This is a genomic window from Parashewanella hymeniacidonis (genome assembly GCF_016900895.1).
Taxonomy (GTDB): domain Bacteria; phylum Pseudomonadota; class Gammaproteobacteria; order Enterobacterales; family Shewanellaceae; genus Parashewanella; species Parashewanella hymeniacidonis.
The window spans coordinates 16,739-30,406 of the sequence record NZ_JAFEUN010000014.1; the positions used below are offsets into that span (position 1 = coordinate 16,739).

At 38.5% G+C, this 13,668-nt stretch carries 11 protein-coding genes; 3 read left to right on the plus strand and 8 right to left on the minus strand.

Annotation, left to right across the window (positions count from 1 at the left end):
- Positions 1 to 28 precede the first annotated feature (28 nt).
- The 3 genes from can to JQC92_RS04760 all read left to right on the plus strand — a co-directional run bounded on the left by can (position 29) and on the right by JQC92_RS04760 (position 1,707).
- Complete coding sequence (gene can / locus JQC92_RS04750; RefSeq protein ID WP_204998574.1) at positions 29 to 640, plus strand: carbonate dehydratase; 612 nt, start codon at positions 29 to 31, stop codon at positions 638 to 640.
- Between the two features lie 113 nt (positions 641 to 753).
- Positions 754 to 1,491 (plus strand): 3-deoxy-manno-octulosonate cytidylyltransferase, encoded by a 738-nt coding sequence (gene kdsB, locus JQC92_RS04755; RefSeq protein WP_204998575.1) that lies wholly within the window; start codon positions 754 to 756, stop codon positions 1,489 to 1,491.
- Between the two features lie 54 nt (positions 1,492 to 1,545).
- Positions 1,546 to 1,707 (plus strand): DUF2897 family protein, encoded by a 162-nt coding sequence (locus JQC92_RS04760; protein WP_204998576.1) that lies wholly within the window; start codon positions 1,546 to 1,548, stop codon positions 1,705 to 1,707.
- On the opposite strand, the gene JQC92_RS04765 is transcribed toward JQC92_RS04760, so the two are convergent.
- The 8 genes from JQC92_RS04765 to tssH are packed head-to-tail and all read right to left on the minus strand — an operon-like array spanning position 1,698 to position 13,665.
- On the minus strand, positions 1,698 to 2,924 hold the full coding sequence (locus tag JQC92_RS04765; protein ID WP_204998577.1) for a nucleoside recognition domain-containing protein: 1,227 nt from the start codon (positions 2,922 to 2,924) through the stop codon (positions 1,698 to 1,700). The genes JQC92_RS04760 and JQC92_RS04765 overlap by 10 nt on opposite strands.
- A gap of 43 nt (positions 2,925 to 2,967) precedes the next feature.
- On the minus strand, positions 2,968 to 3,561 hold the full coding sequence (locus JQC92_RS04770) for a protein kinase domain-containing protein (RefSeq protein ID WP_204998578.1): 594 nt from the start codon (positions 3,559 to 3,561) through the stop codon (positions 2,968 to 2,970).
- A gap of 5 nt (positions 3,562 to 3,566) precedes the next feature.
- Complete coding sequence (gene tssM, locus JQC92_RS04775; RefSeq protein ID WP_204998579.1) at positions 3,567 to 7,043, minus strand: type VI secretion system membrane subunit TssM; 3,477 nt, start codon at positions 7,041 to 7,043, stop codon at positions 3,567 to 3,569.
- 3 nt (positions 7,044 to 7,046) lie between these two features.
- Positions 7,047 to 8,180: a type IVB secretion system protein IcmH/DotU gene (icmH, locus tag JQC92_RS04780; protein ID WP_204998580.1), complete on the minus strand. Its 1,134-nt coding sequence runs from the start codon at positions 8,178 to 8,180 to the stop codon at positions 7,047 to 7,049.
- 5 nt (positions 8,181 to 8,185) lie between these two features.
- Positions 8,186 to 9,502: a type VI secretion system baseplate subunit TssK gene (tssK, locus tag JQC92_RS04785; protein ID WP_204998581.1), complete on the minus strand. Its 1,317-nt coding sequence runs from the start codon at positions 9,500 to 9,502 to the stop codon at positions 8,186 to 8,188.
- Position 9,503: 1 nt separating this feature from the next.
- Positions 9,504 to 9,983 (minus strand): type VI secretion system lipoprotein TssJ, encoded by a 480-nt coding sequence (gene tssJ / locus JQC92_RS04790; protein WP_204998582.1) that lies wholly within the window; start codon positions 9,981 to 9,983, stop codon positions 9,504 to 9,506.
- A complete protein-coding gene (locus tag JQC92_RS04795) occupies positions 9,984 to 11,000 on the minus strand; it encodes a type VI secretion system-associated FHA domain protein (protein ID WP_204998583.1) in 1,017 nt (338 codons plus the stop codon). It lies immediately after the preceding gene.
- A gap of 58 nt (positions 11,001 to 11,058) precedes the next feature.
- Positions 11,059 to 13,665, minus strand: a complete 2,607-nt coding sequence (tssH, locus tag JQC92_RS04800) for a type VI secretion system ATPase TssH (protein WP_204998584.1) — start codon at positions 13,663 to 13,665, stop codon at positions 11,059 to 11,061.
- Between the last annotated feature and the right edge of the window lie 3 nt (positions 13,666 to 13,668).

Sequence of the window (13,668 nt, forward strand, 5' to 3'; positions counted from 1 at the left end):
CTATAACGTTAAGTAAGTACCCTAATCTATGAAACTACTAAAACCTCTTTTTGACAATAACCGAGAGTGGGCAAAGCGAATTACAGAAGAAACGCCAGATTTCTTCGAACAGCTCGCGAAACAACAAACACCTGAATATTTATGGATTGGTTGCTCTGATAGCCGTGTTCCGTCAAATCAAATCATTGATGTGATGCCGGGTGAAGTTTTTGTTCATAGAAACATTGCTAACCAGGTCGTTCAAACGGACATCAACTGTCTTTCAGTGATTCAATATGCCGTTGAAGTACTAAAAGTAAAACACATTATGGTTGTAGGTCATTATGGCTGTGGTGGTGTGAAAGCTTCAATGTCAGACAGTGAACGCTTTGGTTTGATTGATCATTGGCTTGATCATATTAGAATTACATATAACAAGTATTCTGCTGAACTTGAGCAATTAAGCGAAGCAGACAAATTTAATCGTTTATGCGAATTGAACGTTATTGAACAAGTAGGCAATGTGGCAACATCTACTATTGTTCAACAAGCATGGAAGCGCGGTCAAGACGTCGCAATTCATGGTTGGATTTACGGTATTGATAATGGTCTATTGAACGACCTTGACGTAACCGTCGATCATACAATGTGGAAAAAGTAATCTATCCACTCAAAATTTCGATTTATTTTAACAGCTCCATTTAATTCCTTCCTTTGGAGCTGTTATCATTCACTTCATAGAACTTCTGGTATTTCTTTTTCTAAGGTTTTTTGATGAGTTACACATTGATTATCCCTGCGCGTTACGGCTCAACTCGCTTTCCTGGCAAACCTCTAGCACAAATAGCGGGTAAGCCAATGATCCAGCACGTATACGAACGAGCATCGCTTGCAAAAGGTGTAAGCAATATATTCGTTGCGACTGATGATCAACGCATAAAATCCGTTGTCGAATCTTTTGGAGGCAACGTTGTAATGACTTCTCCAGATGCTGCAACAGGTACCGATAGAATCAATGAAGCAATTTCAGCATTAGGCTTACCTGACAATGAAGTGATCATCAACCTTCAAGGTGATCAACCATTGGTGGATCCTATTTCAATTGAGCAACTTATTAATCTCTTTGAGAAACACCCTGACGAATTTGAAATGGCTACGCTTGCTTACCAAATCACTAAAGCCTGTGATATTGACGATCCAATGCAAGTAAAGGTGGTATTTGATAATGATCATCATGCACTATATTTTTCACGCGCACGTATCCCTTTTGGTCGTGATACAAAAGATTATCCAGCGTATAAACATATCGGTATGTATGCATATACCAGTGGCTTTATTCAAGAATTTGCCAAACTTCCTCATGGCACACTTGAACAGCTAGAGTGTCTTGAGCAATTGCGTGCGCTTGAACATGGTCATAAGATTAAAATCGCCATCAGTGCATTTAACTCACAAGAAGTTGATACACCTGAAGATGTTAAAAAATGCGAACAGCGTTTATCGGTTGACTAATATTGAGATTAAGATAGGGTTTAATTCACAATTAAACCCTTGCTAGGAAAGCTTATGTCTACTTTAGAAGTATGGTTAATCATCATTTTGGTGATCGGGGTTATTTTAAGCAACTTGGCAGTATTAAAGTACAGTGCCAAATTTAAATTGCCGCAATTTAAGCAACCTGATACAAAATCAAAATCAGATAAACCCGAAGATAACGATCAACCATAAAACCAATAGCAAATGCCAATTGCAGCAATTACTCCACAAAAATCTGCAAAAAGACCGCAACTCAGTGCATGTCGCCCATTCTTAATACCTACACTGCCAAAATATACGGCTAGCACATAAAACGTTGTTTCTGTACTACCATTAATGATCGCCGAAAGACGGCCAGCAAATGAATCGACGCCATCATGCTCCATGGTTTCTAACATTAATGCTCTCGCACCAGAGCCGCTAAAGGGTTTCATGATTGCCGTAGGTAATGCGTCAACAAAACGAGTGTCAAAGCCAAAATATTTAACCGTGGACTCGATAGAGTTAAGCAAAACATCCATTGCACCAGAGCCTCTTAATAAACCAATAGCAATCAACATTGCACTTAGGTAAGGAATAAGCCTGACAGCTTGGTTAAACCCATCTTTTGCACCTTCTACGAACTCATCATAAACCGCAACACCTCTGTACCCAGCAACAAGTACAAAGCTAAATATCAAACTCAGTAATATGCCATTACCTAATAGCGTTGATACCGTTCCGACTTCGCCAGCAGTTAACGTCATCAGATAAGCAATCAGCGCAATCAAGCCACCAATTAATAATGCGCTGTAACCTAGTAAGACCGTATTGAATAATGAAATTCTTTGAACAATCGCAACACAAATTAAACCACCTATGGTTGATGCACTCGTCGCAAGTAACAGTGGTAAAAAGACATCTGCGGGCTCCGCTGCACCTTGTTGAGCTCGGTATAAAAAAACTGTAACAGGAATTAACGTGACTGAAGAAGTATTGAGCACCAAAAATAAAATCTGAGCATTACTCGCAACAGTCTTATTTGGATTAATAGATTGAAGATCCTGCATCGCTTTTAAACCGAGTGGCGTAGCTGCATTATCTAATCCAAGTACATTTGCTGTTAAGTTCATGGTGACACTGCCAAACGCTGGATGTCCTTTAGGGATTTCAGGCATTAAACGAGATAATAATGGTTCAGTGATTTTTGCAATCAATCGAATTAAGCCAGCTTTCTCCCCTACTCGAATTAACCCCATCCAAAGGGTTAATACACCGACTAATCCAATAGAAATCGTTGCAGCTAATTTAGCATTATCAAAAAGGTACCTTACTGATTCAGTTAACACATGAGCATCACCCGAGTACATTCGATATATGATTGATAAGAATGAAACAATAAAAAGATACCACCAAACCCGATTTAGCATTTTTGAAGGCCCCTCTCTACTGGAAATTGAACAGAATGCAATTTTATACCATTTTTCGTTTAATCAAATACTTATACATCTTAGCTTTAAAAGCGAGAATAAACTTGGGTTTACTGTTTAAGAACTGATTGATGAGTCGAATAATGGCATACCAGTCATCACTTGGTTTACACACACCAGTCCCATTAAAGACTTCATCAGAAGCAAAATGCGGCGAACATTGCCATTCATAGAGAGACTTTCGGGCTACACCAATTCGTTGACTTGCGCCAAAATCAATCAGTTTAATTGATTTATTTGTTGGGAGGTAAAGAATATTAGAAGGCTTTAAATCTCCATGTATCCAACCACAGTCATGACAATGTTGCACTACGCTGATTATATGAGGCAACAATTGAACAAATATTGTTTGTTTTCCTGTATCAAATTTATTCAATGGAATCGAATTTTTATAAAAAGAGAGCTGAAGCCACCTTTGTTCAAAATTAAACGCCAAGACTCCCTGAACCCTATCACTCTCACACTCCTTCAGTGCCTCATACTCAGTTTCTATATAAACTTTATCATCAAAATATTTAACGCAAAGATTGGAGACGGCATCAATTATCAATTGATGCCGCTTAATCTCATAGCTCATATTTATCATCGAGTTTGTGTTTGATAGATGTGTTTTGGCATAGAGAAGTTGGTAAACACATCGCTCGATATTGTTGAATTAGAATTTCTCAATGTATAGTCAAGCGTGATGTATTGATCATTGAGTTTATATATTACTTTGCGAACAGTTCTCGCTGATGTCGGCAATGACTTATCTTTAAATAATGCACGGAAAAACGCCCACTGACCTTGATAAGATTTAGTTGCAACTTGATTTTTGCCACGATAAAAATCCGTACTTAAGTAACCGTTCAAGTTTACCTGAGGCCAATCAATTTCAGTGAATACCCTTGGACCATGCTCATAACTGAATACGTTGTTATCCGCTCTGATTTGGAAGCGAGTCACATCAGTACTCATAGAGTTAGCTTTTAAACTAAACTTCAATGAAGCCTCTTGGCCTGACACACCAAAGAATAAACGACTTAATGCTCGTGTTTTCTGCATTGCAATAAATGCAGAGCGGTTAATTGGAATCGTAACCCCATCAATTTGCTTTAATTTGACCTTATTATTATCCCAGTAAATGAATGGTTTTAAATATTCATCCTCAAACTGATCGACGATGCCTTCCGGTTTGAAGAATTCAGTAAAATCATCCAAAGAAACTTCTGCACGACCTTTTAAGTTGAATGGAAAACGGTTGTTGATTCTTTGACTGTATTGCTGGAAAACTTGATCATTCCATTTTTGATCAATATAAGTCGCACCATTCGCTAAAACCTGTTTCCACGCTTGATGCGCTAAGCTCTTAATCCATATATTGACTTGGTTTGGCGCTTTAGAAGCTGTCTTCTCAAGATCAGATATTGGATCTTGGCTGCCATTGGCATGAGCAAGAGAATATTCGTGCATTTTTTGTGAAGGGCTTGGGCCTGAAAATGCAACATCCAAATAAGTATTCAAAGCATTAATACTAGAGATAACGTCAGCGGCAGCCATGCCTTGTCTTGAATTTACAGATGAATCCATGAAGTCGGCATACTCTTTAAACGCTTTATTAACCACAAATGATGGCTGAATATCTAATAACTTACTCCCAACAGCACGATTGATTCGATCTGCTTTTCTAAGTACTTTTGCTGCCTTTGTCAGACCTAGCTGGCTCGCAATACGTTTATTTTCTTTGGTGTTTGGTTGCTCTTCTACTGCTAATGTAGTGTTCACAACCACCGCACTTAACACATCTAATATTGGGCTCGTTACAGGCTCACGAGCAGTGTGCAATGCTAAAGTAAGCTTTTCTGTACTATTCAATTGCTTTATATAAATATTTTGAAGCAAGTTTTGCCAGTAACCAATGTAATCAGCAAAATACAGCTTTTGAACGTTTTTGCTTAAATCACTTAATTCAGCCAGTGATACACCACTATGATCATTTAAGATCAATTCGAATTGCGACAATTGCCGTCTCAGCATTTTGGATTTTGCCGAAATATCCAATTGGCCATATCCTTGCTTAGTAAACATCTCTGGAATCAAATAACCATGGAAATCGTCAGAAAATTTGAAGAAAGAATAAAAGTTTTCGCCCAACTGTCGTCTGATATCAACGTTACTAGTATTGCCTGGTTCATTTTTAATTTGATCGTATATCAGTCTTTCAGGAGAAAGCCCTTCTAGACTGCTACTTGCATCAGCAATTAGCTGATGATCAGCATCGAGTGTACTTTCATAATCACTAGCAAACAAATCTTCAATAAGTACTGATAACACATCTATGTCATGGGAAGATAATTCTTTACCTTGACGAATTTCGTCCAATAAAAATGGCTGTAACTCATCGATATTCAATTTCGTCTTATCAAATAACATTTGATAGTAACGAAGAATTTCAAATGTCTTAGTTGGCTTTTCTAAGTTCACTTGTGCAGCAAGATCTTTTCTCACCAATCTTTCTAAAATTGGCATCAAGTATTTTTTCAACTGCTCTTGATACGACAAATATATCTTCTCTGCCGTATAGTCTTGCATCGAGCTTACTTTCTTATACCAAGGTTCAGGAGAAACCCCCTGCTCTGCAATCATTCTGATTTCATTAATGATTTCTATTAACGAAGATAAATCCTCTGGAGATTCCTTGTATGATCGAATATCGTGATCGTACAATCTAAGCTCAGAAATTGCGGCTGAACGCCATGATTCATCCTTGGACCAATTATTCTTCAAACCAACAGCTGAGGATATAAAAGCAAGACCGAGCGTAGTAAATAGCGCCACCCTTCCAAATATATAAAGACTATTTCTTAATTCATTTACGCCAAGGATGTCTTTCTCTGGCAGTATCACACTACTGAACATTTTTGAGCAGAAGAAATTTCTACGGCCGGGTAATTTTTCAAGTGTATGGTTGGTTGTAAATTCCATTCGCTCTGAAACTGCTTGAGATAACAGGTCAAACTCTTGGCCCTTTTGACCACATGACAACAGGTAAAAACCTCTTATCCAAACAGCTTCTCTTACTCTGTTCTCCCGTCCTATATCACTTAATAGCTCGCTTGCAAATTTAAAGAAAATCCTTAATTGATAAGGTAAAGCTACAACTGACTCGGCTTGTTCTTTACTTATATTTCGGAGTAACTGATGTTGTTGCTCTGCAAGTGCCCTTAGAATCACATCGACCTGTATATCAAATTGATACAAGTCAAACCTCTTTGATTGTTCACAATCAAAAGTGACACCGAAAGGGTTATCAACATCTGTGACAGAGTAATAATTAAAAAACTCAACAAAATCAGCAATAGTATCAGCTTTAGAAAATACGCTGTAAACAGGAATAGATAGACGTAATGTGTGCCCTAAATTGAGTACAGCTTCTTGAATCGTGCTGCTCATTTTTTGTCTAAGCTTTCTATCGCTGGTCAATAGGCGATCACATCCGATGATCGAAAGAATACCATTAATGCCTTGTCGTGGACGGTACTTTAGAACCTGCTGTGCAATAGCATCCCAAAGAATATTATCTAACTGCTCGTTATCGAACACTCGACTTGAAATTTCAATAGCAACAAGATGATCGTTAGACCAAAAACGCAAGAATTGATTACCATACTCATCTTGATAAGATTTATCAGAAAGTGGCTCTAAACCGTTTTGTTGCAATAATGAGCTTTTTGCATCTTTATCACCGCCAAGCACAATGTACCAAGGCATTTCATAAAGGCTTTTTATTTTTGTTGTACCCTTACCCTTGATTCGCTTAATAGCCAGTTGGAAAACATGATTAATCGCTTTCACATCTTGTTTGTGCAGCAAGTCTTCTTCTTGTTTCTTTAACTCTGCCTTCGTTTTATTTAAACGATAAAACCAATAGCAACTAGCAATAAGCCAAATAATTGCAAGCAAAGTTGTTACATAATTTAGCCAATATATGCTGCTTTCTTTTTCGATGAATAGCCATGACACAGCACACACCGAAACAAGAATGATGGCAATAAAGACAACGATTATTTTTTTTAACATGGATTACTTAGCCTTTCTCACAGTAGCATTTAAACCGTATTGAATATTGATTTCGTTTTTTAGTTTTCTTACTTCAGATAAGTCAGGGTTTGACTTACTGACAATCTCAATACCGTTTTCTGTTTCCCGAGTGTGAATTTTATAGCCTGCATTTTTTAATAAATTAACGAGCCTAGAAGCATCTGAGTAATTTGAAAATATGCCTAGTAAAATTTCCCAATGTACATTTCTCATCAGATTTTCAGTGTCTTTTCCCAACGAAAAAGACGAATCGTCAGAGATAACATCATTACTTGAATCTGAATGCGCATTTTTACCATTGGCTATTTTCATTCCTGACATCTCAATGGCATGGACCTCATCGATAACTTGTCTGCTACGATCAAAATACATGTATTCAGATGCCGTGTATCCGAGCAGCACAAACAACAACATAAAAATGGCGAGCTTTGTCAAGCCTATCATTTGCAATGGTGTTTTGCTTTCTGGTAAATCAGGCGTTTTAGGGATAGGTAAATTACTTTCAAAACGGTAATCACTGACGATGTTGTATACATCTGATTTTATTTCATGTAATAGACTTTCATCATGATCTCGATAACGCCCTTGGAAACCAAGCACTAACATAAGATATTGAAGTTCAATGAAATCCACCAATTTATTGGGCTGTTGACAAGCTTTATCGAGGATTTTAAAAAATACTTCACCACCATTACGTTCAGAGAACAATTTACTCAATAAAGAGTGGTTCTCCCAACGTACTTTTTCTCCCCAATGGGTATACAAAATCGCTTCATCAAAGGCTGCACATAATATAAAACAGCTTTTTTCAATGATACTCGGGTGGTACTCTAAATGAATGCCGTTTTGTCTAAAGCGTGCAATACCTTCTAATAGATTTTGTCTAAATCTATCTACATTCTCTGGTTCTGACTGCCTAGGGATGGTCACCAAAATACCTAATAAATCAGACGCGGCATTAAGCAGTGGACTGCCGTAGATGACCAAGTTATTAATCAAGCTATCTGAACCTTCAAGATCGACCGTTAACTCGTTTGGCGTCGACTTCTGTTCAACTTTTACAGCTGCCGCTCTGCGAACGACAACGGTGGATTCTTCGTTAAAGATGCCATTCATAATCGTTACCTGATCACATGGAATTCAACATTGACATTCTCAATGCGCTCATCAATATGTAAAGCGATTGGCTCATCTTTCTTTATCATCGATACCCATAGATCTGATTGTGTATCTACTTCAAAATATGCCGCATCCGTTCTAGATTTAAGTTCAGAAGGGGCATATGGCAAATTACGTAAAGGTACGCCTGAAATTGCGTTTCTCACTAGATCTGCGATGGCACTATTTCCAGCGAGTTTCGCCGCTTTTTGAAATTCTGAACTCAGTTTTGATGAGCCAATATCTGATGTCACTACGAGTACGAATTGCCCTTCATTGAAGAAGCTTCTGTCTTGAACAATGGTTCTCAGTAAACGTCGCGACTTGAATAAGCTCTGATCCCACTTCAATGTATGAACATTTTCAATTTGAATTTCTCTCAGCAGAGTTAATAATTCTGAAAATATTGAAGAAAAAATACCAAATAAGTCATGTTGATTCCAAGCAGGGAATTCTTTCGGCATTTTACCTTCAAGCCCATACATTTGACCGACCACTGATAAACATTCAAGGTATAAATGGCGCGTGAACATTAATTGATCACCACAAATCTGCTTGAACTTTGGCAACCAACCGCCCAACGCTTGTAACCATAAATAGTCTCGCATTAAGGTCTGATAACTTTTACTGCCTTTTTCGGCCTGCAAACGTGTTGAAATGGTCTTTGCTCGATACAGCATCTGCGAATAGATGTCTTGCACGTTATCTTTGAGATAAGAAGATACCCCAAATTGCAGGCACAGAGGAACAAAGGCCTGATTTAACGAAACACCACCCTCTGGTTTGAAATCAGCAATATATGCAATTGGTATTAACGTATAATCTTGGAGTTCATCACCCTCGAGTTTTAACATGACATTAGGTTCAGCAACTTCGATTTGCAAAGCATCGCTTTGTTCACGGCTGGTATCAAAAACCTGATGCTCTAGCATCGAATACCTAACACGCTCGTCTTCACCAACATTAATGACACCAGAACGTGCAATTGGTAGTGCCAAGTACACGCGTTTATTTACAGTACCCTCGGGGATTTCTAATACTAGACTTTGTCTGATCGTAAATGGAGTGCCATCAGGAAAGATGCCTTTAGCAGATCGAATGCCTATTTTGCCAATATTTAACAGTGCCATATCAAGCTCAAGCAAAGATAACCCAAAACAGTTCGGTGCCACTTGAAAAGCAAATTCGCGAATATAATTTTCTAAGTAACGCTCTTGTTGTTGGAAATGCTGAGGACATAAAAACATTCCCTCACTCCAAACGATTTTCTTTGTATCCATTTCAGCTCTCTTCCCCGGTTACCGTTAGGTTTATCCCATCTAAATGAATGTTAATTACTGCACCACTAATTGTCAGCGGCTGAATTATTACTTTATTTTTTGCTTTTCTATAATCGGCGAAATTGGCTAACACGCCGATGAATTTAGTTTCGGGATTCAATACAAAAGTTTGTTTCCGAGTCTCTCCAGGCAACATACTTTGCAAATGACGAGTAGATAACATGCCCGCTTTGAGCACATTTTGTTCATTAGAGAATATTTGGATAAAACTTGCCTGCTTAAACGCTTCGCTATCGGCCAATTGGTATATGGTCAAAGCCACGGGCGATGCCTCACCTTTGAAATTTGGATTAATATTTTTGTTTGCTGTAATATTCACAATTAATCGTGGTGCTACAGGTTCGCCTGACCATAAACTACTTATGGTGCTGCAACCATTGAGAGTAAACAGCGCAATACAACAAATTAGGACTTTCTTCATTTAGCTATGCTCTCCAATATTTCTTTGCAAACGAATGCCTTCTTGAAAGTAAGCATGAAACTTTATTTGCCAGTCTTTATTGTTCATTTGTCTTTCAAAATAGCGTTTATACATTGACCAGAAATCTGGCTTTTTAGACCAAAACGTAGTAGGAACAAGGTCAGTAAACATGCTTTCCATATTTTCTGGTGACATTTCGGCTAAAATTTTTGTAATGGCATAATCAATTGCTTGCTCTGTGTACTGATTAAACCTTTCTTCTTTTGATTTGTATTGTGCAACTGAATACTTAACGTCATCCTGAGGAGGTTGTTTGTCTTCTTGAGTCGGTTCGAATAGTTGTTCCCCAACAGGAGACTCAACATTAGGTTGAGGGTCGTTGAATACTGGATCAATCCTGTCTTGATTGATCGTATTTAGATTGAAATCTAATGTCGTTTCTTTCAAAGGATCTTCATCTACTTCTGCAAAGCTTGTAGAAAACGATTTCTGTTTCGCCGCACTTTTTTCGGTATCGATTAAAAACGGATCATCTTCAAGAACTTCATTTCCCATTCGTTCAAATTCGAATGTAGGCTCTTCGATATCCATTACAGGTGACTCGACATCTATATTATTGGGGGTTGAGAACGGATCATTACCTATCGAAGAACCTGCTTCTGTTTCTGATAAAGGTGCAGCCTTAGCGGTAGCTGGCAAGAAGCATGAAACGAGTAACCGGTATTTCCCTATACTTAAAACATCACCGTCATTCAGCGCAGTCTGACTATTTTTTCCTAAAGGCTTATCAGCTCCATTGATAAACAATCCATTGGTGCTGTTATCCAAAATTTGGTACCCACGAGAAGACTTTCTAATGATGGCGTGCGTACTAGAAATGGTTCTCGATGAGTCACTTAACTGCATTGTGGAACCATAGGCTCGACCTATTTCACCGCCATTGGCAGGAAATAGCTTCGTCCATTCAGAAATACTTTCTCCATCAGGAGAGCATATGATTCTTATTGATAGTGACATTTATACTTAATCTCTTGCTTTGTCATAATTTAAATTTTTTATAGCCGATAAAATCGATCTACTTTATCTCTACGTTTACTTTCCCGTCATCAACACTGATATTGATGTGGTTAACATCCATACCTTTGCTCATTCGATCGATACATTCATTAGCGACATCTGGCATTAAGCTTCTATTGATAGCTTGTTCAATCGCTCTCGCACCGGTTTCAGGGGAGTTAGTTCTTGCAACTAAGTTTGCTGTTAACGAATCGTCATAACTAAAAGTTGCACCATAATGTTGCTTTATACGCTTCTCGATACGCTTTAATGAGAGTTCAGCAATTTTAGCAAGCTCGTCATCGGTCAACGGGAAATAAGGCACAATAGTGGTTCTACCTAAGAAGGCGGGTTTAAAGAATCTTTTCAGCTCAGGGAAAATGGCTTCAGTTACTTTAGTAACTTCAAGGTTTCCATGATTACACGCACTGACAACAGCACTATCAGCTGCATTCGACGTCATGATGATGATGGTGTTTTTAAAATCTACCTTCCGACCTTCACTGTCTGAAATGGATCCTTTGTCGAAAATTTGATAAAAAATATCATGCACACCTGGGTGCGCTTTTTCCATTTCATCCAGCAACAAAACCGAGTAAGGATTTTTACGAACAGCTTCAGTTAAGACGCCACCCTTTCCATAACCAACGTATCCAGCTGGCGCACCTAGAAGCATTGATATTTTATGTTCTTCCTTGAATTCAGTCATATTAATGGTAATGGCATTATGTTCTCCCCCATATAACTCATCCGTTAATGCCAAGGCTGTTTCTGTTTTACCCACACCACTTGGGCCGCACATTAAGAAAATACCAATTGGTTTGCGAGGGTCTCGTAGGCCTGCACGAGATAAACGAATTGCTTGAGAAATTTCAGCAATTGGTGCTTCTTGACCAATGACACGCTTAGCAATATGCGCTTCTAAATGTGCAATGCGTTCGACTTCTTGTTTCAACATATTACCCGCTGGAATGCCCGTCCATAAAGCAATAACATCGGCAATAATTTGCTTGCTTACTTGAGGAACTACGAGAGGAATATCACCTTGGAGTTCACGTAAGTCTGCCATCGTTTTAGCTAGTTTACTGCGAGATTCGTGAGATTTGATGTCTGAACCATCAAGGTATAATTTATCAAGTTCGTCTTGTAACTGAATAACTTCTGCTACTAACGTTTTTTCTTGCTCCCACTTATCAGAAATCTCTAGATGTTCTTGTTTAAGACCGTTCAAACGACTTTCAGCATCTACCAATTTTGATGAATCAATAGAGAATACTGCCGATTCATGATTAAGTGTATTAATCTCATTTTCGACATAACGGATTTGTTCTGCAAGATATTCCATCTGCTGTGGCATCGCGCTTTGGCTTAGTGCGATTCTTGAGCAAGCGGTATCTAATAAACTGATTGCTTTGTCAGGTAATTTACGTTCTGGAAGATAACGAATGGATAATGACACAGCAGCATCGATGGCTTCCTGTAACACTGTTACATTATGGTGCTTTTCGAGGCTACTTTTGACTCCTGAAAGCATATGAATTGCGTTTTGTTCATCAGGTTCGTCAATCGCCACTTTTTGGAATCGACGAGTTAAAGCTGCATCAGTTTCAAAGAACTGCTTATATTCAGCCCATGTTGTTGCTGCAATCGTTCTAAACTCACCTCGTGCTAATGCAGGTTTTAAGATATTAGCTGCGTCATTTTGGCCTGCGGCTCCACCTGCTCCAATAAGGGTATGAGCTTCATCAATAAAGATAATAATTGGAATTGCTGAATGCTTGATTTCATTGATGATGTCTTTAAGGCGGTTTTCAAATTCACCTTTTATGCTTGCTCCAGCTTGTAGCAAAGATAGATCAAGACTGTAAAGTTCAACGTTGCTCAATGCTGGTGGCACACTGCCATCAACGATTTGTTGCGAAAGACCTTCTACAATTGCCGTTTTACCAACACCAGGATCTCCCACTAAAATCGGGCTATTTTGTCTACGACGACAGAGAATATCGATTGATTTCCGAATTTCGATATTTCGGCCTGATATTTGATCCAATTCACCATTTCTCGCCGCTTCTGTGATGTTCTTAGCGTATTTATTTAGTGCAGGTGTTTCACCTGAATCTTCAATAATCGGAGCCGAAGAATCTGCTCCTTTAATCACAGCAGACTGAATTTTTTTGGCTTGCTGCTTTAACCATTCTGTTGAAAGGTTATTAACCCAATCACTTAAAGCTCCAGCGTAACTCCCTAGAGCCGTTCTTTGCTTTAATACCAGTAACAGGTGGAACTCGTTAATACTCGCTTGTTCGTGATTCAATGTCGCTAATAACCAAGCGTCTTTAAGAAGGTCAACAAGTTGTGGCGATAATGATGGCGTTTTATCATTGCCTTTTGAATAACGAGCCATTGCTGAGTTCAGGCGTTCAACTAATACTTCACGATCAACTTCTGAAAACTCAACAGCTTTTATCCATCCAAGTTCCTGATTTTGAAATAGTCGGAAAAACCAGTGCTCTAGTTCTATTGAGAAGTGTTGCCGAGATAGACACTCACCTGCTGATTCTTCCAAACTAAATTTCAATTGAGGCGTTAGCCTTTTAATTAAATTTTGTAGTTCTATATTAACCATCTG